General features: G+C 44.8%; 25 protein-coding genes. 17 read left to right on the forward strand and 8 right to left on the reverse strand.

Annotated features, from left to right (window positions below; all coding sequences use genetic code 11):
• Nucleotides 1-10: 10 nt before the first annotated feature.
• From LZG74_RS14500 to LZG74_RS14520, 5 genes are all read left to right on the forward strand, one after another.
• Nucleotides 11-1,174 (forward strand): 3-dehydroquinate synthase, encoded by a 1,164-nt coding sequence (locus tag LZG74_RS14500; RefSeq protein WP_233797271.1) that lies wholly within the window; start codon nt 11-13, stop codon nt 1,172-1,174.
• On the forward strand, nt 1,171-2,373 hold the full coding sequence (eboE, locus tag LZG74_RS14505; protein ID WP_233797272.1) for a metabolite traffic protein EboE: 1,203 nt from the start codon (nt 1,171-1,173) through the stop codon (nt 2,371-2,373). The genes LZG74_RS14500 and eboE overlap by 4 nt, the downstream gene beginning before the upstream one ends.
• The gene (locus tag LZG74_RS14510) at nt 2,366-3,730 is read left to right on the forward strand and encodes an alkaline phosphatase family protein (protein ID WP_233797273.1); all 1,365 of its coding nucleotides are present in this window, start codon (nt 2,366-2,368) and stop codon (nt 3,728-3,730) included. Before eboE ends, LZG74_RS14510 begins: the two co-directional genes overlap by 8 nt.
• A 56-nt stretch (nt 3,731-3,786) precedes the next feature.
• On the forward strand, nt 3,787-4,992 hold the full coding sequence (locus tag LZG74_RS14515; RefSeq protein WP_233797274.1) for a sorbosone dehydrogenase family protein: 1,206 nt from the start codon (nt 3,787-3,789) through the stop codon (nt 4,990-4,992).
• Between the two features lie 91 nt (nt 4,993-5,083).
• The gene (locus LZG74_RS14520; RefSeq protein WP_233797275.1) at nt 5,084-6,295 is read left to right on the forward strand and encodes a saccharopine dehydrogenase family protein; all 1,212 of its coding nucleotides are present in this window, start codon (nt 5,084-5,086) and stop codon (nt 6,293-6,295) included.
• Nucleotides 6,296-6,443: 148 nt separating this feature from the next.
• Here LZG74_RS14520 and folB read toward each other — a convergent pair whose 3' ends face one another.
• The 3 genes from folB to LZG74_RS14535 all read right to left on the reverse strand — a co-directional run bounded on the left by folB (nt 6,444) and on the right by LZG74_RS14535 (nt 8,875).
• A complete protein-coding gene (gene folB / locus LZG74_RS14525) occupies nt 6,444-6,794 on the reverse strand; it encodes a dihydroneopterin aldolase (protein ID WP_082216098.1) in 351 nt (116 codons plus the stop codon).
• 6 nt (nt 6,795-6,800) lie between these two features.
• A complete protein-coding gene (locus LZG74_RS14530) occupies nt 6,801-7,868 on the reverse strand; it encodes a DivIVA domain-containing protein (RefSeq protein ID WP_233797276.1) in 1,068 nt (355 codons plus the stop codon).
• A gap of 104 nt (nt 7,869-7,972) precedes the next feature.
• Nucleotides 7,973-8,875: a WD40 repeat domain-containing protein gene (locus LZG74_RS14535; protein ID WP_233797277.1), complete on the reverse strand. Its 903-nt coding sequence runs from the start codon at nt 8,873-8,875 to the stop codon at nt 7,973-7,975.
• A gap of 57 nt (nt 8,876-8,932) precedes the next feature.
• Between LZG74_RS14535 and LZG74_RS14540 the strand changes: the two genes are divergently transcribed.
• Nucleotides 8,933-9,562: a 4'-phosphopantetheinyl transferase superfamily protein gene (locus tag LZG74_RS14540; protein ID WP_233797278.1), complete on the forward strand. Its 630-nt coding sequence runs from the start codon at nt 8,933-8,935 to the stop codon at nt 9,560-9,562.
• Between the two features lies 1 nt (nt 9,563).
• Here LZG74_RS14540 and LZG74_RS14545 read toward each other — a convergent pair whose 3' ends face one another.
• Nucleotides 9,564-10,412 (reverse strand): transglutaminase-like domain-containing protein, encoded by an 849-nt coding sequence (locus LZG74_RS14545; protein WP_233797279.1) that lies wholly within the window; start codon nt 10,410-10,412, stop codon nt 9,564-9,566.
• 179 nt (nt 10,413-10,591) lie between these two features.
• Between LZG74_RS14545 and galE the strand changes: the two genes are divergently transcribed.
• The 7 genes from galE (at nt 10,592) to LZG74_RS14580 (ending at nt 17,765) form a co-directional block, all read left to right on the forward strand.
• Nucleotides 10,592-11,611: a UDP-glucose 4-epimerase GalE gene (gene galE / locus LZG74_RS14550; RefSeq protein WP_233797280.1), complete on the forward strand. Its 1,020-nt coding sequence runs from the start codon at nt 10,592-10,594 to the stop codon at nt 11,609-11,611.
• Complete coding sequence (rfbB, locus tag LZG74_RS14555) at nt 11,608-12,663, forward strand: dTDP-glucose 4,6-dehydratase (protein WP_233797281.1); 1,056 nt, start codon at nt 11,608-11,610, stop codon at nt 12,661-12,663. Before galE ends, rfbB begins: the two co-directional genes overlap by 4 nt.
• A gap of 62 nt (nt 12,664-12,725) precedes the next feature.
• Nucleotides 12,726-13,592, forward strand: a complete 867-nt coding sequence (gene rfbA, locus LZG74_RS14560; RefSeq protein ID WP_233797282.1) for a glucose-1-phosphate thymidylyltransferase RfbA — start codon at nt 12,726-12,728, stop codon at nt 13,590-13,592.
• A gap of 40 nt (nt 13,593-13,632) precedes the next feature.
• The gene (locus LZG74_RS14565; RefSeq protein ID WP_233797283.1) at nt 13,633-14,274 is read left to right on the forward strand and encodes an O-methyltransferase; all 642 of its coding nucleotides are present in this window, start codon (nt 13,633-13,635) and stop codon (nt 14,272-14,274) included.
• A 50-nt stretch (nt 14,275-14,324) separates the two neighbouring features.
• On the forward strand, nt 14,325-16,844 hold the full coding sequence (locus tag LZG74_RS14570; protein WP_233797284.1) for a LysM peptidoglycan-binding domain-containing protein: 2,520 nt from the start codon (nt 14,325-14,327) through the stop codon (nt 16,842-16,844).
• A 5-nt stretch (nt 16,845-16,849) separates the two neighbouring features.
• Nucleotides 16,850-17,449 carry a DUF3109 family protein gene (locus LZG74_RS14575; RefSeq protein WP_233797285.1) on the forward strand — a complete coding sequence of 200 codons (600 nt, stop codon included), beginning with the start codon at nt 16,850-16,852 and terminating at the stop codon, nt 17,447-17,449.
• On the forward strand, nt 17,433-17,765 hold the full coding sequence (locus tag LZG74_RS14580) for an MGMT family protein (RefSeq protein ID WP_233797286.1): 333 nt from the start codon (nt 17,433-17,435) through the stop codon (nt 17,763-17,765). The genes LZG74_RS14575 and LZG74_RS14580 overlap by 17 nt, the downstream gene beginning before the upstream one ends.
• Before the next feature lie 59 nt (nt 17,766-17,824).
• Here the strand turns inward: LZG74_RS14580 and LZG74_RS14585 are convergent, their stop codons facing one another.
• On the reverse strand, nt 17,825-18,223 hold the full coding sequence (locus LZG74_RS14585; RefSeq protein WP_233797287.1) for a hypothetical protein: 399 nt from the start codon (nt 18,221-18,223) through the stop codon (nt 17,825-17,827).
• A 283-nt stretch (nt 18,224-18,506) separates the two neighbouring features.
• Nucleotides 18,507-19,982, reverse strand: a complete 1,476-nt coding sequence (locus tag LZG74_RS14590) for a sodium:solute symporter (protein ID WP_233797288.1) — start codon at nt 19,980-19,982, stop codon at nt 18,507-18,509.
• Nucleotides 19,983-20,099: 117 nt separating this feature from the next.
• Here LZG74_RS14590 and LZG74_RS14595 point away from each other — a divergent pair, with 117 nt between their 5' ends.
• From LZG74_RS14595 to LZG74_RS14605, 3 genes are read left to right on the forward strand one after another with little or no spacing between them, the layout of a single operon-like run.
• Nucleotides 20,100-20,375, forward strand: coding sequence for an ATP-dependent Clp protease adaptor ClpS (locus LZG74_RS14595; protein ID WP_233797289.1), 276 nt, complete (start codon nt 20,100-20,102; stop codon nt 20,373-20,375).
• A gap of 18 nt (nt 20,376-20,393) precedes the next feature.
• Entirely contained in the window at nt 20,394-21,008 is a 615-nt protein-coding gene (gene recR / locus LZG74_RS14600) for a recombination mediator RecR (protein WP_233797290.1), read from the forward strand.
• A gap of 28 nt (nt 21,009-21,036) precedes the next feature.
• Nucleotides 21,037-21,747: a superoxide dismutase gene (locus LZG74_RS14605; protein ID WP_304488687.1), complete on the forward strand. Its 711-nt coding sequence runs from the start codon at nt 21,037-21,039 to the stop codon at nt 21,745-21,747.
• Between the two features lie 76 nt (nt 21,748-21,823).
• Here the strand turns inward: LZG74_RS14605 and LZG74_RS14610 are convergent, their stop codons facing one another.
• Nucleotides 21,824-23,167 (reverse strand): tetratricopeptide repeat protein, encoded by a 1,344-nt coding sequence (locus tag LZG74_RS14610; protein WP_233797291.1) that lies wholly within the window; start codon nt 23,165-23,167, stop codon nt 21,824-21,826.
• Between the two features lie 195 nt (nt 23,168-23,362).
• On the opposite strand from LZG74_RS14610, the gene LZG74_RS14615 reads away from it, so the two are divergent.
• Nucleotides 23,363-23,908 carry a TlpA family protein disulfide reductase gene (locus tag LZG74_RS14615; RefSeq protein ID WP_233797292.1) on the forward strand — a complete coding sequence of 182 codons (546 nt, stop codon included), beginning with the start codon at nt 23,363-23,365 and terminating at the stop codon, nt 23,906-23,908.
• A gap of 66 nt (nt 23,909-23,974) precedes the next feature.
• Here LZG74_RS14615 and azu read toward each other — a convergent pair whose 3' ends face one another.
• Nucleotides 23,975-24,469 (reverse strand): azurin, encoded by a 495-nt coding sequence (gene azu / locus LZG74_RS14620; protein ID WP_233797293.1) that lies wholly within the window; start codon nt 24,467-24,469, stop codon nt 23,975-23,977.
• Nucleotides 24,470-24,532 lie beyond the last annotated feature (63 nt).

Raw genomic sequence — 24,532 nt, forward strand, 5'->3', positions numbered from 1 at the left:
GTCGATTTCAATGCAAACCATACAACAGCGTTTCCAGGTAGAATACAATTATTCTGTATTCTTTACCGAAAATTTATTTGATACCAAAAACCCTTTGCTTCAAGACTTTTTCAACCAATACACCGAGCAGGGCTTCCAGCGCAAGGCGTTAGTGATTGTGGACGAGGGGTTTGCTCAATATCATCCCGATTTATCCAACCAGATCCAGTCCTATTTTGCTGCATCGGTTTCCCATATCCAGCTTGCCCCGGAAATCATTATCGTGCCCGGCGGTGAAGCTTGTAAAAATGATCCGGCCCTTTTCGAAAGCCTTGTTGAGGCGGTTGACACTTATGGCATTGACAGACACTCGTTTATCATTGGCATAGGAGGCGGCGCGGTACTGGATCTGGTCGGTTACGCAGCCGCTGTTTCACACAGGGGCATTAAACTGATCCGCATCCCGACAACGGTTTTATCTCAAAACGATTCTGGTGTCGGCGTTAAAAACAGCATCAATTTCCGTGGCAAAAAGAACTTCCTGGGCACATTTGCGCCTCCGGTTGCCGTATTCAACGATCTGACTTTATTAAGAACGCTGGATGACCGCGACTGGCGGGGCGGCGTTTCGGAAGCGATCAAGGTTGCATTGATTAAGGACGCTTCATTTTTTGAATGGATAGAAGAACACACTTCCGCATTGGCAAACCGCGATGAGGCGGCTATGGCTTACCTGATCCATCGCTGCGCAGAAATGCACACGGACCATATAGCAGGCGGTGATCCTTTCGAATTCGGTTCTTCCCGGCCACTGGATTTCGGTCACTGGGCAGCGCATAAGCTTGAATTTCTGACTGGTTTTCAGGTGCGCCACGGAGAAGCGGTGGCGATTGGCATTGCGCTGGATTGTGTTTATGCTGCTAAAATCGGGAAGCTGTCAGAAACAGAACTGAACCGCATCCTGGATGTTCTGGGAAAATTAGGTTTTGACCTTTTTCATCCAAAACTCTCTGAAAACGATAAAATAAACCTGCGTAATGGCCTGAACGAGTTCCGTGAGCATTTGGGCGGAAGACTTACCATTATGCTTTTGGAAAAAATAGGAAAGGGCGTCGAAGTTCATGAGCTGGATGCCGACATTATCGCACAATCTGTTGATTATCTGGAAGGAACAAAAATCATTCATGCATTATGATCACGCCTTACGGACATTTAACTTATTGTAGCAACATTCATCCCGGTGAAAAATGGGCTGACCATTTCAAATCGCTGCAAGACAACATTCCATACATCAGGGAGCAACTGGCGCCCGGGCAGCCGTTTGGCCTTGGCCTTCGCGTTGCGAATGAAGCGTCTGTGGAACTGAGCAAGCCGGAGGTTTTGCAGGAGTTCAAAAACTGGCTTAATGAACAGGATGTGTATGTTTTTGTGATCAACGGCTTTCCTTATGGTGGCTTCCACAACACGGTGGTCAAGGACAATGTGCATACACCCGACTGGACAACGACCGATCGGTTAAACTATACAATCCGCCTTTTTAATATTCTTTCCGAACTGCTTCCGGAAGGAATGCATGGAGGCGTTTCTACGCCGCCGCTGTCTTATCGCTTGTGGTGGACAACGATGGAGGAAAATATCAATGCTACCGAGCAGGCAACCGATCACATTCTGCAATTGCTGGACGAGCTGATCGAAATTGAAAAAACAACCGGCAAGCTGCTGCATCTTGACATTGAACCCGAACCGGATGGCATTCTTGACAATGCCGTTGATTTTGTAAAATGGTATCGAGATGTGCTTTTACCAAGAGGAACTGCTTATCTATCAAATAAATACAATGTAACTTCCGAGGAAAGCAGGGGCATTATTTTAAAGCATATTCAGCTTTGCTACGACATTTGTCATGCAGCGGTGGGTTATGAAAATCCCGAAGAAATCCTGACTTCGCTGGATGAGGTCGGAATTCAGGTGGGCAGGATCCAGGTGAGTTCGGCGTTGAAGGTTAATTTTTCAAATGAAAAGGAGATCAAGCTCAAAGCGATTGAAACATTCGACGAGCCCGTTTACCTGCATCAGGTTGTGGCTTTGAATGAGGACGAAACGAAAACCCATTATCCGGACCTGAAAGAAGCATTAACGGACTGGAATGATAGGCAGAAAGAATGGCGCGTCCATTTCCACGTTCCGCTTTTTATCCATTCCTATGGCGTGCTGGAATCGACACAAGGCGATATCATTAAAACACTTGCTATTCACCGGGAAAAGCCTTTTTCGGCATTTTTGGAAGTCGAGACATACACCTGGGGCGTTTTGCCGGAAGATATGCAGAAACCCATTGGCGATTCAATCGTTCGTGAAATTGAATGGGTGAAGAAAATACTTAGTTATGAATAAAACAGTCGTTATTGACATCGTAGGTTTAAGTGCAAACCTGATCGGTGAACATACTCCGTTTCTTGCCAAATATTTAAAGAACAGGCATTTAACGCCGATTAAGCCAGTTCTTCCTGCCGTTACGACCACATCTCAAAGCACTTACATTACCGGCAAATGGCCCGCTGAAAACGGGATTGTCGGGAATGGCTGGTATGATCGTGAGGATTCAGAAATTAAGTTCTGGAAACAGTCCAACAAGCTTGTAAAAGGGGAAAAGATCTGGGACGCGGCCAAAAAGCTGGATCCGAATTTCACTTGCGCGAAGATGTTTTGGTGGTATAATATGTACTCAACCGCCGATTTTTCGGTAACACCGCGCCCGCAATATCACGCAGATGGCGTGAAAGCGCCCGATTGTTACGCCTATCCGCCCGAAATGCGGGATGAGCTGCAAAAAGATCTGGGGCAATTTCCACTCTTTAACTTTTGGGGGCCTAATGCCAACATTAAGTCTACAAAATGGATCGCAGACTCGTCGATGTGGGTTGAAAAGAAGCATAATCCAACATTAACGCTGATTTACCTGCCGCACCTGGATTATTGTTTACAGAAATTCGGGCCTGACTTTTCCAAAATCAGCAATGAGCTGAAAGAGATCGACGACGTGGTTGCGGAGCTGATCCAGTTTTACGAGGCGCGCAATGCCAAGATCATTTTACTTTCAGAATATGGCATTAATCCGGTGAGCAACCCGATCCATATCAACCGGATTTTAAGAAATGAAGGCTTGATTTCAGTCCGGACAGAACGCTGGTATGAATTGCTGGACGCGGGAATTTCAAAAGCATTTGCCACTGCGGATCACCAGATTGCGCATATATATTTGAATGATGAATCTGTGAAAGATCAGGTTATCAATGCATTAAAAAAAGTCCCGGGCATTGATCTGATTTTAGATAGAGAAGCACAAAAAGCATATCATATTGACCACGAACGCGCCGGCGACCTGGTTATTATGGCTAAGCCCGACAGTTGGTTTACCTATTACTACTGGCTTGACGACGCCAAGGCGCCGGATTACGCACATTTGGTAGATATTCATCGGAAGCCTGGCTACGATCCTGTGGAAATGTTTATGGACCCAAAAAATCCGCTGATTAAGCTTCGTGCCGGATATAAGTTAGCACGTAAACTAATGGGTTTCAGATACTTAATGGACGTTATCCCGCTTGACGCAACATTGGTAAAAGGCTCGCACGGAAGCATTCATGTTCCCAAAGAATATTATCCGATCCTGGTTACGGATTCTGCTCCCGAAAAATCCCAGATCGAAGCAGTAGACGTTTATGATGTGATCTGGAAGCATCTGACTTAAAACACTTTGCTGAAACAAATAGAGGCTCATAACGTTGTTAAATAAACTTCAACGTCATGAGCCTTTATTCTTTTCCAATATTCTTCCTTCTGTTATTAGGCGTCGCAACCACTTCCTGTTCCAAGGACAAGGACATTACAGAGGACCCCGGCACAATCGAAAACGCCGATACGACCCTTAAAACCAAAGATGCGTTCCCTGCCTTGAAATTTGTAGATCCGGTGGATATGAAGCAGATTCCCGGAGATAGCACCCGTTTTTTCGTTGTTGAGCAGTCGGGTGTTATCAGGGTTTTTCATAACAATGCAACTGTTTCAAGCAGCGCTGTTTTTTTAGATATTAAAAACAAAGTGCAGGATGGCGGAGAACGCGGTCTGCTTGGGCTGGCTTTCCATCCGGATTTCAAGACCAACGGCTTCTTTTATCTTAACTACACGGCCGGAAATCCTTTAAAAACCGTCATAGCACGCTACAAAGCCTCCACAGCCGCAGCTGAACGCGCCGATCCTTCCAGCGAAACGGTCCTGTTTACATTCAACCAACCTTACGATAACCACAATGCCGGCTCGATGCAATTTGGTAAGGATGGCTTTTTATACATTGCCACAGGCGATGGCGGCAGCGGCGGTGACCCGCAAAACAATGCGCAAAACCGTAAATCAATGCTGGGAAAAATCCTTCGTGTGGATGTCAACGGGACTGGAAAAGGCAATTATGGCATTCCGGCAGATAACCCCTATCCAGTAGGGAATAATGATGGTTTCCTAACTGAAATATATGCTTATGGTCTGCGGAATCCCTGGCGGATCAGCTTTGATATGGATAATGGTCGCCTTTTTGCCGGGGATGTAGGACAGAACAAGCGCGAAGAAATTGACATCATTACCAAAGGTGGAAATTACGGCTGGAAGCTCAAAGAAGGTGTGGATTGCTACGAGCCTTCATCCAATTGCAATGGGCAGGGCCTTATCGAACCGATCCATGATTATGTCCAAAGCAATGGCGACAGATCTATTACCGGCGGCTACGTTTACAGGGGAAATTCCATTAAAAGTTTGGCAGGCAAATACATATATGGCGATTTTGCCAGCGGAAGAATCTGGGCACTGGAACTGGATGGTGATAAAAAGAAGAGCAATGCCATGCTGTTTGAAAGCAAAGGTGCTATTTCTTCCTTCGCCCAGGATCTGAGCGGTGAGATTTACTATCTGAATTACGGCGAAGGCAAGATAATGAAGCTGGTTAACGGAAATTTAAATTGAAAGTTTAAGCGGTCATTCTATCTTTGCGGGATATCGACAAGACTTTCCAGGTTTCAAAACCTGGGAAGTCTTTTAACTTAAACGAAACAAAATGTCTAAGGTTCTGATCATTGGTGCAGGTGGGGTTGGAAGTGTTGTAGCCCATAAATGTGCGCTAAACAGCAATGTTTTTACGGAAATTATGCTGGCCAGCCGTACCAAATCGAAGTGCGATAAAATCGCTGCTGAAATTCAGGAAATGCACGGTGTCAACATTCAAACGGCACAAGTTGATGCAGATATCGTTGCAGAAACAGTGCTTCTGATCAAACGTTTTCAACCAAAGTTACTGATTAATGTTGCCTTGCCTTATCAGGATCTGACGATTATGGAGGCATGTCTGGCAACGGGTGTACATTATCTGGACACAGCCAATTATGAGCCAAAAGATGTTGCCAAATTTGAATACAGCTGGCAATGGGCTTATCAGGAAAGATTTAAAGAGGCTGGTTTAATGGCCGTTTTAGGCTGCGGCTTCGATCCGGGCGTAACGCAGGTTTTCACTGCATATGCCAATAAACATCATTTTGATGAAATGCATTACCTGGACATCATCGACTGTAATGCCGGCGATCACGGGAAAGCGTTTGCAACGAACTTCAATCCGGAGATCAACATCCGTGAGATTACCCAGCCAGGTCGTTACTGGGAAAATGGCGAGTGGATTGAAATTCCCGCTATGTCCATTCACAAGCCTATCGAATATCCGGGAATCGGACCGAAAGAGAGCTATGTGCTTTACCATGAAGAACTGGAATCCCTTGTAAAAAACTTCCCGACATTGAAGCGCGCGCGTTTCTGGATGACATTCGGCCAAGCTTATATCACGCATTTAAATGTGCTTGAAAATGTGGGTATGACAAGCATTAAGCCCATCAAATTCAATGGCATGGACATTGTCCCGCTTGAATTCCTTAAAGCTGTGCTTCCGGCACCGGATTCGTTGGGAGAAAATTATTCAGGCCAAACATCCATCGGTTGCCAGATCAAAGGCATCGAAGGCGGTGAAGAAAAAACCTATTACGTCTGGAACAACTGCGACCACGCCGAATGCTATCGCGAAGTGCGCGCACAAGCAGTAAGTTACACCACCGGCGTCCCAGCCATGATCGGCGCAATGCTGATGCTGACCAACGAAGAATGGATGAAGCCAGGCGTTTACAATGTAGAAGAGCTTAACCCGGATCCATTTATGGACTTGCTAAACCAGCATGGGTTGCCTTGGAATGAGCGAATCAATGTGCCGCTGCCGCATGAGTATTAATTAATATCCCCTGTCATGCTGAGCGGAGTCGAAGGCACGCTACTCCTTGGTAACGCGTCTTCGGCTCCGCTCAGGCTGACAGGGGCTTGATGTCACGCTCAGGCTGCCAGGGCTTTAACTACGCTTAGCATGACAGGGTCATATTACCCTACCCTTCCATAGTAATCATCGCTCTGGTACAAACTCCTCCTACCGGGGGATTGAACTTGGATACCCGGACTGTGATGTTGGCTACAACCGGGTAATGCTCCCTTATTTTTTCAATAACTGTAAAACCGATGTGTTCCAGCAGCTTGGCTGGTTCTTTCATTACTTTTGACGCGATTTGGTAGATCGTTTCGTAGTTCACTGTTTCGCTTAGCTTATCTTCTTGTGCAGCCTTGATGAAGTCGGCTGTAATGATGATGTCTAATGCATATTTATTTCCAATTCGTTGCTCCTCAGGATAATAGCCGTGGTATGCAAAGAACTCCAGACCTTCAAGGCTTATTGTTCCCAATGTATTCTAGATTTGATCAAAAAATGAACCTCCGGTTTTCTTCGGCTGGTTTTCAGGAACGCGTGGACGATTAACCGGCGTATTTTCTCTAACCCGCTCGTTTTCCCTTACTCTCTCCGTTTCTCTGTTTAGCTCCGCTTCGCGCTCGCGGGCTGTGCGTTGCAGCTCAGCTAATGCTGCTGCCGAATCCTCAGCTGCGGTTCTTGGCTCTTCTTTTAAGCTGTATGCAATTTCCTCTTCAACAGGCTCCGGTTCCGAGAAAGCTTCCGGCTCTACTTCAACGACTTCATTCAACATTTCCGGTTCCTCGTCTTCATAGGCTATTTGCGGAACAAATTCTTCTTCCTCATCCACCACGACTTCATCCTCCGCATCAACAACTTCAAATAACACCTCAGGTTCGTCATCCTGCAAAACCACTTCCGCCTCTGTTTTTGACGCTTCTTCCAATTGTGGAACAACTCTTGGTTCAGTCAGGAACGAAGCTTTCTTAGGAATTTCAATTTCAGAAATATGCTGCTTGATCTCTTCCATTTTATTTAAAACGGACTGCTTATCATATTTCTGCTCAAACCTTTCCACCGTTTCAATGGTGTTGTTGGCCAGTGAAGAAAGCTGCACAATCAGGTTATCCCTGAAATTCTCTATCGCACGGAAATCACGTTCCTGCAACTTCACCTCGGCAGCGAAATCTTCTTTGAAACGTTTCAGCCTGTCCTCCGTTTCACGGATGATCAGGTTCGTCCTGTTTTCGGCTTCGCTTACCAGATCATTGGCAGTTGTCCGGGATTCTTCAATTCGTTTTTCAGCATTTTCATTGGCTTCTTTTTCAATCAGCTTGCTGGTGTCTTCTGCCGCTTTTAATGTTCTGAACAGTGTAGATTCAATGTCTTTTAGCTTGCTAAGCTCCTTCTCAGCATATTCAAGCTGCATTTTCAAAAGACTGTTTTCGCTTGAAAAACGCTCCCATTCCTGGGACAACGAATTAAGAAAAGCATCTACTTCGTCCGGGTCATAACCTCTGAAAATCTTTTCAAAAGTGTGCTTGCGTATGTCTATAGCGGATATTTTCATGATGCAATCTATGCTTTGTTACTTAGTTAAAAACGGTCGTGTAAGTTAAAGATATATGGATCATTTTTCAAAGTATTTACCAATAATCCCATATTATAAGTATACTATTCAGCCACTTCCCAAACCGAAATCATCCGGTCGTCGCTGCATGAAATCAACTGGTTTTCATAGCTCGTCCAGAGCAGTTTGTTAACCGAAGTCCCATGCCCCGCATGCCTGGCACGGTCAATGATCTTTTTGAGTTTAAAAGTAACAGCATCCCAAACCTTTACCGATTTGTCCATGCTGCAGGAGGCGAATAATGTGCGGTCGGGGCTGAAACTAATGTCGTTGACCGCATATAAATGTGCCGGAATGTCTAAAACCATCCCATAGGCGTCATTTACGTCCCATATTTTGATGTGTGCGTCCCGGCCCGTTGTAAAGAGATATTTGCCGTCCGGTGAATACTTAACGGAAAATACTGAGTTACCATGCGATTGGATCGTCTTTTTTAACACAAAACCGTCTAAATCGAAGATATTGACATTAAAATCGCTGTCACCGACCGCAAAATCACGTGTTTCATGGTTGATTGCAATGGTCCGGATGCTCTTGCCGGAGACTTTAATGTGCTTTTGAACCGCAAAAGAAGCAATGTCCATGACCACAATTACACCGTCGCCCAATGCAATCAATGCTTTGTTGTCAAAAAACTGAATGTCAAAAATAGGCGCTGTGGTGATCTTTGAGGTTTTTTCAATCTTGTTTTCAGCAATGTCGAGCACCTGGATGCCTTCGTAATTCTGCCCGATCCAAAGTGCATTGTTTTCTTTTTCAAGACCTAATGCATATACCGACACCCCCACGCGGGCGACGAGATTTCCCAGGTCGGGTTTATTAAGATCCCATTGAATTACAAAACCATCGCCGCCAGCAGAGTAAAAGCCATGAGAAGTGTTGTCAGAAATAATTGTATAAACACTGTCTCTATGACCGGAAAAAGTATCTACTTTGCGAATGTTCATGCTTTACTTGCGATAGGGGATTGAGCGTCAAAAATAGAAATTGTAAACAGAATAATTATGCCGCTCGTTCATTCCGAAATGATCGAAGAGTCCAGTACGCTGCTGCTTTGGGAGCTTACCGAAACTGAAACGGAGCTCAAAGAAACGCTGGGTTATGCCTATAATGCGGATGAACTTTCAGCGATCACGCATCCGCAAAAATTGCGTGAGTGGCTGGCCAGCAGGCTGCTGATCAAGATTATTGCTGAACAATTTGACATTAATTACATCGGGACTTACAAGGATGAGCACGGCAAGGCGTTCCTGATCGATAACGATTCGCACATTTCCATCACCCATACCAACGATTTTGTTGCCGTTGCCATCAATCCGCCTGCGGCTGTAGGCATTGATATGGAGAAAATGGATGCGAAACTGCAGCGCACATCCAAAAAATATCTATCTCAACCGGAATTTGAGCATGCCGGCGATGAAATTGCACTCCTATGCATGTATTGGTGTGCAAAAGAGGCGCTATATAAGTTATATGGCAAGAAAAAGGTCAGTTTCAAAGATTCCATTTATATAGAACCTTTTGACAAAGACGCACTACTATTAAAGGGCAAGCTGACAGATCTGGGCAGGGATATCGAGGCAAATATAACTGTCAGGTGGTTTGATCAACATTGCCTGGCCATTGCATTATAGCCTACAAATCAGGCATATCGTCCAATGTGGATTTCAGGATCTTCTCAATTTCCTTTATTTTATCCTGCTCACTCGTTTTTTCGTATGATAAAATCAAGTTACGCAACACCCGCTGCACAATTTCGAGGTTTGTGCAAGGCTGGTAAAATATTTCCTTTGACTTAATATTAAGCTGCGCGATATAATGGTCAATGTCTGTTTTGGAAAAAATAATTCCCCTGTTAAAGACATTGATATAAAACTGCGTCTTGTCGTTTTTGTAAGTCAGCACGAATAGATTCGGCAGGTTCACGCCATAAACAGGCATTCCCAGCTTTCTGGCTATTAAAAGATAGATAACGCACAATGTGATCGGGTTTCCCCTCCGGCTTTCCAGCACAACATTAACCATAGAATTGGAAGGTGAGTGAAAGTTCTTGGTATTCGCCGCGAAGTTCATCACCCCAAAAAAGATGCTGTTAATACGCTTGATCTGGTCCACAGCATTCATTTCTTCCTGAAACTGGATCCATATGTCGTAATAAAGCTGTTCAATCGTGGTCCGGAGTTTTTCCATGGAAAGGTCCGGATAATGGTAAGTCGAAATGATCCACATTCCTTCCAGCAAATCCAGCGCACCGCCATTTTTCCACGATTGCAAGCGCTCAATCATGATGCTCAGCTGCAATTCGTGTATCAACTCTTCTATTTTACGCTGCAGAATCGGGTTGAAGCTTTCCTCCCACTCGGTTTCGAGAAATGGTATGACATTGCCACCCAACGACAAGATTTTCCCCTCCACATGCTGGCTCACTTCATGATCTTCGTCATCAAGCAAGGATATCAGTGCTTTAATTTCTCTCTGGTTCATTTTCCTCAAATCTGCATTTAACAACCAACGGATAAATAAAAACATTTTTTTTTTATGGACATCAAATTTTCTACTTTTGCCCGGAAAAAAAGCTGGCTAACGGAGCAGATTTTGAATGTTCAGATTCTATTTTTCCACCATCTATACCACAATATTTTTTTTAATTAAGCAAAGAGCACATGAAAATTCTTGTTACGGGAGGAGCCGGCTTTATTGGTTCTCACACTGTTGTTGAACTAGATAAAGCAGGATTTGAGCCAGTCATCGTCGACAATCTCTACAATTCAAATCTCGGCGTTCTGGAAGGGATAAAAAAAATTACCGGCAAGGATTTTCCGTTTTATGAAATCGATTGCAATGATTCTGAAAAGATCAAGGCGCTGTTTGAAAAAGAGAAATTTGACGGCATCATTCACTTTGCTGCTTATAAGGCCGTTGGTGAGTCGGTTGAAAAGCCGCTTAATTATTACGAAAACAACCTGATTTCCCTGCTTGTTCTATTGCGTGCGGCTCAGGAATTTAAAGTGCCCAATTTCGTATTCTCTTCATCGTGTACAGTTTACGGTCAGCCAGATGCGATCCCGGTAACTGAAAACACGCCCCGCAAACCTGCCAATTCACCTTACGGTAACACCAAGGCAATCGGAGAAGACATTATCCGCGATTATGTGTATGCCAAATCCGGTGTAAAAGCAATCTCACTTCGTTATTTCAATCCCATCGGCGCGCATGAATCATCCTTGATCGGCGAGCTTCCGAATGGTGTTCCGAGCAATCTGGTGCCGTTTATTACGCAAACTGCCGCCGGACTTCGCAAGTCACTTACCGTTTTTGGAAATGATTACGACACGGCGGACGGAACTTGCATCCGCGATTTTATCCATGTTGTAGATCTTGCAAAAGCGCACGTGAAAGCACTTGAACTTTTGGATGAACAACAAGAAACAGACTACTATGATGTCTTCAATGTTGGAACAGGAGAAGGTTACACGGTTCTTGATCTGATCAACACATTTGAAGAAGTGAATGGTGTGAAACTGAATTATACCATCGGGCCACGCCGCGAAGGAGATGTTGAAAAAATCTACGCGCAGTCTGATAAAGTGAATAATGTAATGAAATGGCATGCCGAAAAAACCATGGCGGATGCTTTGAAAGACGCATGGAATTGGCAACTAAAAATAACAGCTCAACAATGAAAAAGATCTTAATCACAGGTGGTGCAGGTTTTATTGGTTCACACGTAGTGCGCCGTTTTGTAAACTTTCATCCGGATTATCATATATACAACCTCGACGCCCTGACCTACGCGGGTAACCTTGAAAATATAAAAGACATTGAAAATGCGCCTAACTACACATTTGTAAAAGGCGACATTGTTGATGCTGAATTCATTGACAAGCTCATTAGTGAAAATGATTTTCATGGCATTGTTCACTTAGCGGCTGAATCACATGTGGACCGGTCTATTTCCGATCCGATGTCATTTGTTATGACCAATGTGGTGGGAACCGTAAATCTTTTGAATGCGGCCAAAAAAGCATGGAAAGATGATTTCACAGACCGTCGTTTTTACCATGTCTCTACGGACGAAGTTTATGGTGAATTGCACGATCCGGGCACATTCTTTACTGAAACAACAAGTTACGATCCGCGTTCGCCTTATTCGGCCTCGAAGGCTTCTTCGGACCATTTTGTAAGGGCTTACCACAATACTTATAAATTGCCGGTTGTTATTTCCAATTGCTCCAACAACTACGGACCAAACCATTTCCCAGAGAAGCTGATCCCGCTGATGATCCACAACATTATTCAGCAAAAACCACTTCCTGTTTATGGAAAAGGCGAAAATATCCGCGATTGGCTTTTTGTAGAAGACCACGCCATTGCTATTGACGTGATTTTCCATGATGGCAAAAACGGCGAAACCTACAACATCGGCGGCCATAACGAATGGAAAAACCTGGACCTTGTCCTGTTGCTTTGCAGCATTATGGATCAGAAACTGGGCCGCGAGAAAGGGGAAACCGAAAAATTGATCACTTACGTGACAGACCGCGCCGGCCATGACCTGCGCTACGCGATCGACGCCACCAAACTCTCTAACGAACTTGGCTGGAAACCTTCGCTGCAATTTGAAGAAGGACTTGAAAGGACCGTAGATTGGTATCTGAGCAACCAGGAATGGCTCAATAACGTCACTTCGGGCAATTACCAGAAATATTACACCGAAATGTATTCGGACAGATAGTTCACCCAGACGCGTAGTCAGCAGGGACAACTCATTAATTTACGCTTACCAACGATCTCATAATGAAAGGAATTATTCTGGCCGGTGGATCCGGGACCCGTTTGCACCCATTGACATTGGCAGTTAGTAAACAGCTTATGCCTGTTTATGATAAACCAATGATATACTATCCGTTATCAATTTTGATGTTGGCGGGGATCCGTGAAATACTGATCATTTCAACACCCCACGATCTGCCGCATTTTGAGAAATTATTAGGAGATGGCAGCCGCCTGGGTTGCGAATTTACCTATGCCGTGCAGCCAAGCCCGGACGGACTTGCTCAGGCATTCATTATCGGTGAAGATTTTATTGGAAATGATAAAGTTGCCCTGATTTTGGGCGACAACATATTTTACGGTTCAGGACTTTCACAGTTGCTTCAATCCAACAATGACCCGGATGGCGGCGTGATTTTCGCTTACCAGGTGCATGATCCTGAGCGCTATGGCGTTGTGGAATTTGATAAGGCCAATAATGTGCTTTCGATCGAAGAAAAACCGGAAGCTCCTAAATCCAATTACGCGGTTCCGGGCCTTTATTTCTATGATAATGATGTGGTGGAAATCGCCAAAACGATCCCTCCTTCCCCACGTGGCGAGCTGGAAATTACAGACGTTAACCGGGTTTACCTGGAACGCGGCAAATTGAAAGTTGGCGTTTTGAACCGCGGGACTGCCTGGCTCGATACGGGAACATTCCAGTCATTGATGCAAGCCGGACAGTTCGTCCAGGTGATCGAAGAGCGCCAGGGCTTGAAAGTGGGCTGCATTGAGGAGATCGCTTACCGGATGGGCTTTATCAATGCAGAACAATTGCGTGAAATCGCCAAACCATTGGTTAAAAGTGGTTATGGAACCTATCTGGAGCGCATTGTTGCCAATGTCTGATTTCACGGTCACATTGCGTTTAGTCAAGCATTAAGATAAGATGAAGTTTCTGGCAGAGGAAATTGAGGCGTATTCCCTAGCACATACGGAGGATGAGAGTGCATTGCTGAAGTCTTTGAATCGGGAGACGCATGCAAACATTCTAAATCCGCGTATGCTGTCCGGGCATCTTCAAGGCAGGTTTTTGTCGATGATATCCCGGATGATCCGTCCGGACAACATTCTCGAGATCGGTACTTATACAGGATATTCTGCGTTATGTCTCTGCGAAGGACTGAATGCAGGCGGTAAGCTGATCACCATCGACATTAATGAAGAGCTGGAAACTTTCACGCGCCGCTTTTTCGCCCATTCTCCTTTCGCCGATTCGATTGATTACCAGATTGGTAAAGCAACCGACATTATACCAACACTGAACGGGACTTTTGACCTGGTCTTTATCGACGCCGACAAGATCAACTACACGAATTACTTCAATCTTTGCATAGAAAAAGTGCGGACTGGAGGTTTTTTAATTGCCGATAACGTACTTTGGAGCGGCAAGGTAATTCAGGACGATATCAAAATTGACAAGGATACTCAAGCGTTACTGGACTTCAACAAGATGGTTCACGACGGCAGCCGCGTTTCCAACATTCTGCTTCCTATCCGGGATGGGTTGATGATTCTCCAGAAATTATAATTCACAAAACACATTCAGCCAAGCATTTACAATTTATGGCCAGGACTTTCATGAATAACATCAAGTACATTACAGTTGCCTGGATGCTGCTGCTTATTGCCAACAGCAACGTCATTGCCCAAGCTTACCCGGAGATTCCTTCCAGCATTTCGTTTGGTGGAATTAATGTTAAGCTGGACAGGAGTGCCCAGGACATTATTGAAGAAGATGTAAAAAACCTGATGTCCAATAAGAAGTTTTGGGAAGAAAAAATGGACCGCGCCGTGCTTCATTTTCCTATCGTCGAGGGCATATTAATGGATGAAGAAGTTCCTATTGACTTTAAATATCTGGCCGTTCAGGAAAGTTCTTTCCGCCCGGACGTTGTGTCTTCTTCCAATGCGGTGGGTTACTGGCAATTCAAGCCGGAGACAGCGAGGGAGTTGAATTTGCGGGTTGATAATGATGTAGATGAAAGGAAAAACATCAGCGCTTCCACACACGCGGCAGCCTGGTATCTGAAAAAGAATAATCAGCAATTTAACAACTGGGTTACAACACTTTACTCCTATTATCAGGGAGCAGGCGGTGTAAAAAAGGTGGTTCCGGCGGACTGGGCGTATGCTCGGGAAGTGACATTGACAGGGAAAACAGACCGCTATATGCTGAGATTTTTTGCACATAAAATCGCGTTGGAAGCTGGTATTGAGAAATATAAAACAGCTAACAAACTAGTGCTTCTCGAAGCGGATTATGGCAAGGGTAAAACACTTGATGATATTTCTGCATCATTGGGCGTCTCTTCTACTGATCTAAAAAATTTCAACAGGTGGCTGACGGACGATAAAATCCCCAACGACCGCCAATATCTGGTAACCATCCCGGTTCCGGCCGATCAGCTTGCTTCGGTTCGTGAAAAATTATCATTGCCACCTCAGCAAACCGCTGTTGCGTCTGTTTATGAAGACACCGGCTACCCTGTTTTGAAAAAAATGCCTGCAAATTCATCTGATCCTAATGGTCCGGATTTGTATGAAATTAATGGTTTAGCCGGAGCACAGGCACGCGCCGGTGACAAGCCCAAAACATTGGCAAAAGCTGGCAGAATGAGCGCACCTAAGTTTATGCGCTTCAATGATATGGTTGCCGAAATGCAGCTGATTCCTGGTCAGGTTTATTATTTGGCCAAAAAACACAAAAAGGCATCCACACCATTTCATACAGCCAGACCCGGCGACACCTGGCACAGCGTATCCCAGCAATACGGTATCCGTCTGGTAAGCCTTTTAAAATACAACCGCACAACAAGCCGCAACTATCCGATCCAGACCGGTCAGGTTTTGTTTTTGACCAAAAAGAGACCTAAAAAACAGCCGATAGAGATCATTGCACCTCCACAACCATCACCTGGCAAGAGGGATTCGGTTATTGCTAAAAGAGAGGATGTTATCGCCGCCGCGCCAGCAGCTAATACTAATGTAATTCCTGACAAACCCTCGGGACGGAAAAAATATACGCCTGTGTTGGTTGAAAAGAAAGAAGAAACGGCCAGCGCACCAGCCACAGCGAATCCTCCGGTAACGAATGCGCCGGTTGCAGCTGCCACGCCTGCTGCTGCCAACATTCAGACGAATCCAACCGTAAAAACCGCTACGAACGTGCCTGCGTCAGTTCCTACCGAGCCGGTGAGCCAGCAAGCGGGTGATCGCGTTGTGATTATTACGCAGGACAATGCGGATACATCTTTCAAATCGGCCGAGGAAAGGCCTGTGGCTACTTCCTCGTCTCCTTCGAAAGTGGTGACGCCCAACGATACGCGTGCTACTTCCGAAACTTCGGTTTATATGAAACAAAGGGCTGCGGCAGAGGAAAGAGCTGCGAGAGAAGCCGCTGCGGAGACAAAAACGGCTGCACCGGAAAAGCCGGCTGCAACAGAAAAGGCTTCGTTCCATACCGTGCAATCGGGCGATACGTATTTTAGCATTGCCAGCAAATACAACCTGACATTAAGAGAGCTCATCGCTTTGAATAAAAATACACCGGGCAGATTGGTCGTTGGCCAGCGGCTCAATGTAAGCAAGGGGGCGCCTGCGGAAACAGCTAGCGCTGCGCCAACAAGAGAAACGCCTGCCAAAACCACCCAGGAGCCTGAGAAAATCACAGTCGTGCGCACAGAGCCAGCTGAAACATTCAAAACACCCGAAGAGATCAAGCACGAAACCCGCACAGCGGCCAGTTCGGGAAGTGAATATCATGTGGTGCAGGGCGGACAAACCTATTACAGCATTTCGAAGGCTTACGGCTTGTCTGTGAAAGAATTATATGACCTTAATGATCTGAATGGCGCTTCTCCGTTGAAGTCAGGACAGCGTTTAAGAGTTAGAAGAACGGATTCAGAAGCGCCTGCTGCTGTTGCTCCATCGTCAGGCTCGCGTTCCTCGGGAACACAAACGCATACGGTGGCTGCCGGTGAAACACTCTTCCGCATTTCCCAAACTTACCACACAAACGTGGAAGACATTAAGCGACTAAACAATATGTCTGGAAATAGTGTTATGGTGGGACAAAAGCTAAAAATCCCGCAACAATAATTGATATGATACTCATTGACAATACATGTATTAGTGATGACATTGAAGACCAGCTGTTTGTCTGCAATCTGGACAAATGCAAAGGTGCTTGCTGTGTGGAGGGAGATTCGGGTGCGCCGCTGGACGAAGATGAGCTTGCTATCCTCGATGAGATCTACCCGCACGTTGAGCCCTATCTGACACAGGCAGGCAAAGATGTCATTGCGAAAGAAGGTACATATACCAAGGATTGGGACGGCGACTATGTAACGCCTATCATTAATGGAAAGGAATGTGCTTATGCCCTATATGACGAAAGAGGCATTTTAAAATGCGGCATCGAACAGGCTTATAACGATGGGAAAATTGCTTACAAAAAGCCCATCTCCTGCCATCTGTACCCGATAAGGGTTACTAAATACGAACAATATCACGCGCTGAATTACGATCGCTGGGAAATATGCAGTCCTGCGTGCACCTTGGGTGCGGAACTGGGTGTTCCGGTTTATAAGTTTCTTAAAGATCCGCTCATCCGCGCTTATGGGCCGAAATGGTACAATCAGCTTACGCAGGAAATAGAGGAGCGCAGAGAAAGCCGACTAAGAGAGCATGAAGCAGGGAAATGATTTTTTCACTGATGTTTACGATGTAGTAAGGCAAATTCCGGCTGGCCGAGCTACCTCCTATGGTGCAATTGCCGCTTACCTCGGCTCCAAACGCGGCGCCAGAATGGTGGGCTGGGCCATGAGCAGCGGATATACCGAACACGGGCTTCCTGCTCACCGGGTTGTGAACAAGCAAGGGGAATTAAGCGCGCGGCACCTTTTTGAGACGCCTACCACTATGCAGGAGCGACTGGAAAGTGAGGGCGTGGAAGTGAAGGATGGCCGCATTCAGCACTGGGAAAAATACTTTTGGGATCCTGAAAAGGAACTTAGTTAACAAAAGAAAGGCTCTTCATCCATTTCGGACAAAGAGCCTTTTCTATTTTGAACCTTATGTTATTGCAGGGAGATCAGTTTCTCGCTGGTGCTCTTGATTTGCACTTCTTTTACCAGTTTTTCTTTGTTATAAAACAATTCAAAGTAGTAAACTCCGTCATTCATTTCTTCCAGATCAAATACGCGGCGGTATTTTGCATCATTGTTATCAAAAACTTCGGAGTAGAAGACGTTTCCGCCTTTGTCCTTCAAGATGATTCTCAGTGTTTCGTCAGCTGCTTTGTTTACCGAAAGTTTAACCTTGTTTGTCTCTCTTACTTTGTAAAGAGCAGCGTCAAAAGCCACTGCATTTGCAGCAGTCTTTTCTTCATTATTTTTCTTTTTGTCTGTTGTAAATGATGCAAGAGACAAAGTGAGCGCCAGTGCGCAGAACAAATTTGAAATGTTTGAAATTTTCATGGCTAATATAGTTTTCTTGTTATGACCGTACATCTGCACAGTTGAACTATATATAAAAAAGGATGTGCCAGGTCCATTTTCAAAGAAAACTTCACTGGCACATCCTTAATATAAGCACCTATATTTCAGACACTTAAAATAAGTTCTAAAAATATCACAAGTCCATTCCCAACTTTTAAAGCTGTTCATAACCGAACATTACCAGGTAAAACCGAACGGTTTAGAAGTTATACAAAACCAAGATTATATGGTTTACCCTGATTTAGAACAACGTTTAAATCTCTTATCTCACAAGAGGATTTGGGGTGTATCGTTTCGCTTTGGGATCATGCAGCAGCCACAGGCCGATGAATGTAATCAAGCCATTGATGATAAGCCGTTCAAAACCGAATTTATAACCATTAAACCACTCAGCAGAGTGATCATTGATAATGTAGGTAATAATGGGTGCTAAAATGCAAACCAGCGGAACCCATTTGTCTTTGACAGGTCTTTTTAGAAATGCGCCGAAAGAGAATAATCCCAGCAAAGGTCCATAAGTGTAACCTGCCAGATCAAACACCGCGGTGATCACTTCCTTGCTGTTAAGCTTATTGAAAATCAGGATAACCAGGTAAAATACTACCGAAAATCCGACATGCACCCAGAATTTAATGGTCGAGCGCTGCTCTTCCGGCCTTTTTTCAATGTTCATGAAATCGATGCAGAATGCTGTGGTCAACGCAGTCAATGCAGAGTCGGAGCTGGCATAGGTCGCTGCCGTAATGCCAAGCAAGAATGTGATGCCAACAACCAGACCTAAGTGGTTCAGGGCCAACATCGGATAGAAATCATCCGATTTGGCAGGTGCCGGAATTCCTTGCGCTTCCGCATATACGTAAAGCAGCGCACCGAGTGACAGGAACAAAAAGTTGACGATCACGAGCACAATCGTGAACCAGAACATGTTCTTCTGCGCCTCACCAATGTTCTTACAAGTCAGGTTTTTCTGCATCAGATCCTGATCCAGACCTGTCATAACAATGGCAATGAAGACCCCGGCAAAGAACTGTTTGAAAAAGTTCTTTGGATCATTCGTGTCCCAATAGAATATCTTGGAATAACCGCTCGTCTGAACGCGGTTCCAGATGTCGCCGAAACCATCCAGATTAAGCTCGCTGGAAACGAGCATAATGGTCAGAATAACGGCTGTTATTAGGAAAAAGGTCTGTAATGTATCTGTAACAATAATGGTTTTGACACCGCCTTTGAATGTGTAGATCCAGATCAGGAAGATGGTTATCGCCACAGCCACTTCAAACGGAATCCCTAATGGCTTGAACAATGCGAGCTGCAAAACTTGTGCTGCAACATAAAGCCTTACTGCTGAGCCAACTGTACGAGAAAGTAAAAAGAATCCCGAGCCTGTTTTATAAGACCAGAAACCAAACCGCTGTTCGAGATAGGAATAAATGGATATGAGGTTCAACCTGTAATAGAGCGGCATCAGCACTGTCCCTATCACCAGATAACCCAGAATGTAGCCTATAACAACTTGGAAATACGAGAATTGAATGTTCACAACCGCCCCCGGAACCGAAACAAACGTCACGCCGGACAAAGAGGTCCCGATCATTCCGAAAGCCACCAGATACCACGGCGACTGCCTGTTTGCGGTAAAAAATGTATTGGTATCCGCCCCTCTGGATGTGTAAATGGAAACTGTTATAAGCATCCTGAAATACGCAACCAGGATGGCCAGAGATATATATGGATTCATTAAAGCGGCTTATAGTGGGTTATTTGTGAATTTTAGCAGCTGATTAAAAGGTCCTTAAAACTTCCGATAATCTGCGTTTTTGTTTAGATTTGCTAATCAAACAGAAATTTGGTTGTTATGCAAGCGCTTACAGACACTGAGGTAGAAATTCTGGATAAAACTGTTGAAACGGATGTTCAGAAATTAGTTATCTACAACGACGATGTAAATACATTTGATTGGGTGATAGATACTTTGATGGAAGTTTGTGGCCATACCAATGAACAAGCCGAACAATGCACGCTGATCATTCATTATAAAGGCAAATGCTCCGTAAAAGAGGGCGCTTTTGAAGAATTGACCGGCATGCGCAATGAAATCTGCCGCCGCGGAATCTCCGCAGAAATCCACTAGTCTCACTCAACTTTTCACATGAATTATCCCTCACGTCTTATTGAGGAAGCCGTAAGTGAAATCTCCCGTTTGCCGGGTATAGGAAAAAAAACAGCGCTGCGTCTGGCATTACATTTGCTTAAAAGAGAGGAGGAACAAACCAGATCCCTTTCCGAGGCGCTGATCAACATGCGTACCAAAACTTCGTATTGCAAAAAGTGCCACAATATTGCCGATGACCGGCTATGCAACATTTGCAGCAGCCCCAGGCGTGACCATTCGATCATTTGCGTGGTTGTAGATACGCGAGATGTGCTGGCAATCGAGTCAACCAACCAATATAAGGGGCTTTATCATGTTTTAGGGGGAATTATTTCTCCGTTGGAAGGAATTGGCCCTTCGGACCTGCAAATTGATTCTTTAATAAAAAGAATAGAACATCCGGAAGATTCAGAACCTGTAAAGGAGATCATTCTGGCCCTAAGTCCTACGATGGAAGGCGATACGACTGCTTTTTATTTACAGAAAAAACTGAAATCGACGGGTGTAAAGATGAGTACGATTGCCCGGGGCATCCCTATCGGCGGAGACCTCGAATATGCGGATGAAATCACCCTTGGGCGCAGCATCGTGAGCCGGGTGGCATACGATTAAGAACTAAACACTTTACCAAAAGACTGTTATGAATAGAACCGACTTCCTAAAAACATTAGCAGGCAGTTCATTGGCTATGAGCGCATTGTCCAGCCAGGCATTTGCAAAATCAGAAGAAGGCCTGCAAGCTGAAATGGCACCATTCAAACAAGCTCCACTACCGTACGATTTTGGTGCTTTGGAACCGAGCATTGATAAGCAAACCATGGAAATCCATTACGGCAAACACCATGCGGCATATGTGAAAAACCTGAACGACGCTGTAAAAGGAACGGAATACGAGAAAAAATCGCTCGATGATATCATTAAATCCATCGGCAAAGCACCAGCAGCGATTCGCAATAATGGCGGAGGTCACTGGAACCATACTTTTTTCTGGGAAGTAATGGGACCTAAAAAGGCTGCTGCACCAGCCGGCCCGGTTGCTGATGCAATCAATGGTCAGTTTGGGTCTATGGATAAATTTAAAGAAGAATTTGCGAAAGCAGCAACAACGCGTTTTGGTTCCGGATGGGCTTGGCTGGTGGTGAAAGATGGCAAACTTGCGATCGGCTCGACTCCAAACCAGGATAACCCATTGATGGATGTATCTGACTTTAAAGGAACGCCTATCCTGGGTTTGGACGTTTGGGAACATGCTTATTATCTGCATTATCAAAACAAACGCCCGGACTACATTAAAGCATTCTGGGATGTGGTAAACTGGGATAAAGTGGCTGAAAAAATGAAGAAGGCTTAATATTAGTACATTATATTATAAAGAAGGGGTTACCGATCAATGATAGGTAACCCCTTCTTATTTGCTTACAAAATTACTAATTGCAGTAACTGCTGATCACTTTATATGCCTGCTGGTAACCCAGCTCCCCTGCCCTGCTCAGGTCCAGACAGCCATCATTAATCTCACCAAGGCTGTTTTTCAGGATTCCTCTCAAATAATATGCTTCCGGATAATCTGAACGCAATTTGATTGAGCTGGAAAAATCCATGACGGCGCCCATCTGGTCACCCGTTGCGGAACGGATCATTGCGCGTGAGAAAAATGCTGTGCTATAAGTAGGGTTAAGCTCAACAGCCGTCGTCAGATCCTGAATAGCGCCCTTCGTCTCGCCCACCTTCGCCTTGTTTATGCCCCGGACAAAGTATGCCTGGGCCCTGTCATCGCTTAAATGTTCTATCTTAATGTTCTGCTGAACCTGATCTCTTAATCCGTCCAGCGCTTCGCGGTTAATTTTACCAGCGTAGGCTATCTTTTTAGGATCGCCTATATAGCTGTTTTTCAAATCAATAGATGTTGAAAGATCTGATATTGCGCCACGTGTATCATTGAGTTTGCCCTTGGCATAACCTCTTCCATAAAATGCCTGATAGTTTTCAGGATTTAATTGAATGGTTTTGTCAAAATCAATGATGGCGCCCTGATAATCCTCAATTTTATTTTTGGCAAAACCGCGCTTTTCGTAAAATTCGCTCTCATTAGGACTCAGTTCAATGGCACGCGTAAAATCTGCTGCTGCACCCTGAAAATCGCCTAATTCAATTTTTGCTAACCCCCGGCCTGCATAAGCGCCTGTTCTTTTAGGGCTCAATTCTATCACCCGTGTAAAATCGGCCAGGCTGCCCGCATACTCCTGCAAATCCTGCTTGCAATTTCCCCTTGCATATAAAGCCGCAAGTTCATCGGGGTTGAGCGACAATGCGCGATCGAGATCTGTAAGTGCGCTTCTGTGCTTTTTCAATTTGGCATAGCTCACGCCTCTGTTGTAGTAGATCTTCGGATCTTCGGCATTCAATTCCAATGCTTTAGAATAATCTTCAATGGCCGAAGAAAAATCATCCTGCAAGCTTTTGCTTACGCCGCGGCTCTGGTAATAAAGTGCTTCTTTGGGATTGAGCTCAATGGCGCGGTTGTAGTCCTGAACAGCCCCGCGGTAATCTTTCAGATTTGCCTTCGCCAGCCCGCGATTAAAATAGCTCGGCGCATGTTCAGGACTCATGGAAATTACTGTGGAATAGGCTTGCATAGCGCCGTTGAAATCCCCTGTTCCGGCTCTTGTATTCCCTTCTTCAAAAAATTCCGCAGCCGATCGTTGAGCAAAAGTGGAGCCAGGTAAAAGGATTGCAATGAAGGTAATCAGACCAAAAAATAAAACTTTCATGAATGTAAAGCGTTTCCTCAAATCAGATATGTTTTTTATTATCCTATAAAAGTATTCAAATTCCTACTACGCATCAAAAAAACAAATGCCCTATTTTTCGAACGTGGTTTTTGAGGAAGGTTATTGAGAATATGGCTACTTTTAACGGACCAATTGCAGTTTTGGAAACTCATTTTTCATTTATTCCACACCATTATGACCGCTAATTCAAGGAAATTTTTTCTCATCGTCCTGCTCATCGTCGCAGCTGCCGCCGTTTATTATTCATTTGTTAAACCCATTGATAACAAGGAAGCTAACGTAGAAAGCGCTGCACCCGGACAAGCAGAAACAGCCTCCGTATACTTGTCGGAACTGCGAGATCTGGAAGGTAAACCGGTGGCTATGGATGAAGATAAGCTGGTGTTTGTGAATGTATGGGCAACCTGGTGCGGCCCTTGTAACATGGAGATGCCGGGCATTCAAAAACTGTATGATAAATACAAAGCCCACGAAAAGGTCGCATTCTACATTATCTCAGACGAAGATGCTGAAACAGTGAATCCGTTCATTGCGCGTAAAGGTTATAAGCTGCCGTTTTATCAGTTTGCGGGAGCATACCCACCTGCCCTGGACGGCAATGCGATCCCCCGGACTTACATTATTTATAAAGGCAAAATATTGGTCGAAGAAGTAGGCGCTTCACAATGGGACCGCCCTGAAATCACGGATCTGATCGATAAGCAACTGGCTGAAATATAGATCTTACTGGACGCAAAAAAAGCGCTGATCATCATGACCAGCGCTTTTTTTGTGTTAATCTATTCCTTATTCAACGATGAAAGTACCTTTCATCAATGCATAGTGACCTGGGAAACTGCATATGTAAGTATATGTTCCTTTTGCAGGTGCAGTAAATTCAACTGTGTCGCTTTCGCCGCCACCAACAAGTTTGGTATGCGCAAGGATACTTGCTTTTTCTGATGCAGGAATGTATTCCGTTTCTCTTGCAGCAGCCGCTTTTGAACCGAATGCAGCAACGTCAGTTCCTGGCTTCAACAAAACCCAGTTGTGGCCCATTGCAGCCTTAGCAAGTTTTCCGGAGTGTGTCAAAGTAAGCTTCACTTTTTGTCCGGCTTTCACTTTGATCTCTTTCAGGTCAAACTGCATTGCGTCACTTCCTTTTATTACGATGGTTTTAGCTTGTTTCACATCGCTAACAACTGCTTTGGCAGGCAATTTAGCCTCAGCAGTGTTCATTGTAACCGCTCCGAAAGCCAAAACTGAGGCAAGAAGCATTACGCCATACTTCGTCGTTTTCATATTAAGAGTATTAGTAAACTTGATTGTTTGATAATTAACTGGTGCAATTTACGACGCGGTATT

The organism is Dyadobacter sp. CY327, assembly GCF_021390415.1.
GTDB classification, from domain to species: Bacteria; Bacteroidota; Bacteroidia; order Cytophagales; family Spirosomataceae; genus Dyadobacter; species Dyadobacter chenhuakuii.

What these genes read in the sequence shown, in the direction of transcription:
- LZG74_RS14500 (WP_233797271.1), top strand. Translation starts at nt 11, where the DNA reads ATGCAAACCATACAACAGCGTTTCCAGGTAGAATACAATTATTCTGTA.
- eboE (WP_233797272.1), top strand. Translation starts at nt 1,171, where the DNA reads ATGATCACGCCTTACGGACATTTAACTTATTGTAGCAACATTCATCCC.
- LZG74_RS14510 (WP_233797273.1), top strand. Translation starts at nt 2,366, where the DNA reads ATGAATAAAACAGTCGTTATTGACATCGTAGGTTTAAGTGCAAACCTG.
- LZG74_RS14515 (WP_233797274.1), top strand. Translation starts at nt 3,787, where the DNA reads ATGAGCCTTTATTCTTTTCCAATATTCTTCCTTCTGTTATTAGGCGTC.
- LZG74_RS14520 (WP_233797275.1), top strand. Translation starts at nt 5,084, where the DNA reads ATGTCTAAGGTTCTGATCATTGGTGCAGGTGGGGTTGGAAGTGTTGTA.
- LZG74_RS14530 (WP_233797276.1), bottom strand. Translation starts at nt 7,868, where the DNA reads ATGAAAATATCCGCTATAGACATACGCAAGCACACTTTTGAAAAGATT.
- LZG74_RS14535 (WP_233797277.1), bottom strand. Translation starts at nt 8,875, where the DNA reads ATGAACATTCGCAAAGTAGATACTTTTTCCGGTCATAGAGACAGTGTT.
- LZG74_RS14540 (WP_233797278.1), top strand. Translation starts at nt 8,933, where the DNA reads ATGCCGCTCGTTCATTCCGAAATGATCGAAGAGTCCAGTACGCTGCTG.
- LZG74_RS14545 (WP_233797279.1), bottom strand. Translation starts at nt 10,412, where the DNA reads ATGAACCAGAGAGAAATTAAAGCACTGATATCCTTGCTTGATGACGAA.
- galE (WP_233797280.1), top strand. Translation starts at nt 10,592, where the DNA reads ATGAAAATTCTTGTTACGGGAGGAGCCGGCTTTATTGGTTCTCACACT.
- rfbB (WP_233797281.1), top strand. Translation starts at nt 11,608, where the DNA reads ATGAAAAAGATCTTAATCACAGGTGGTGCAGGTTTTATTGGTTCACAC.
- rfbA (WP_233797282.1), top strand. Translation starts at nt 12,726, where the DNA reads ATGAAAGGAATTATTCTGGCCGGTGGATCCGGGACCCGTTTGCACCCA.
- LZG74_RS14565 (WP_233797283.1), top strand. Translation starts at nt 13,633, where the DNA reads ATGAAGTTTCTGGCAGAGGAAATTGAGGCGTATTCCCTAGCACATACG.
- LZG74_RS14570 (WP_233797284.1), top strand. Translation starts at nt 14,325, where the DNA reads ATGAATAACATCAAGTACATTACAGTTGCCTGGATGCTGCTGCTTATT.
- LZG74_RS14575 (WP_233797285.1), top strand. Translation starts at nt 16,850, where the DNA reads ATGATACTCATTGACAATACATGTATTAGTGATGACATTGAAGACCAG.
- LZG74_RS14580 (WP_233797286.1), top strand. Translation starts at nt 17,433, where the DNA reads ATGAAGCAGGGAAATGATTTTTTCACTGATGTTTACGATGTAGTAAGG.
- LZG74_RS14585 (WP_233797287.1), bottom strand. Translation starts at nt 18,223, where the DNA reads ATGAAAATTTCAAACATTTCAAATTTGTTCTGCGCACTGGCGCTCACT.
- LZG74_RS14590 (WP_233797288.1), bottom strand. Translation starts at nt 19,982, where the DNA reads ATGAATCCATATATATCTCTGGCCATCCTGGTTGCGTATTTCAGGATG.
- LZG74_RS14595 (WP_233797289.1), top strand. Translation starts at nt 20,100, where the DNA reads ATGCAAGCGCTTACAGACACTGAGGTAGAAATTCTGGATAAAACTGTT.
- recR (WP_233797290.1), top strand. Translation starts at nt 20,394, where the DNA reads ATGAATTATCCCTCACGTCTTATTGAGGAAGCCGTAAGTGAAATCTCC.
- LZG74_RS14605 (WP_304488687.1), top strand. Translation starts at nt 21,037, where the DNA reads ATGAATAGAACCGACTTCCTAAAAACATTAGCAGGCAGTTCATTGGCT.
- LZG74_RS14610 (WP_233797291.1), bottom strand. Translation starts at nt 23,167, where the DNA reads ATGAAAGTTTTATTTTTTGGTCTGATTACCTTCATTGCAATCCTTTTA.
- LZG74_RS14615 (WP_233797292.1), top strand. Translation starts at nt 23,363, where the DNA reads ATGACCGCTAATTCAAGGAAATTTTTTCTCATCGTCCTGCTCATCGTC.
- azu (WP_233797293.1), bottom strand. Translation starts at nt 24,469, where the DNA reads ATGAAAACGACGAAGTATGGCGTAATGCTTCTTGCCTCAGTTTTGGCT.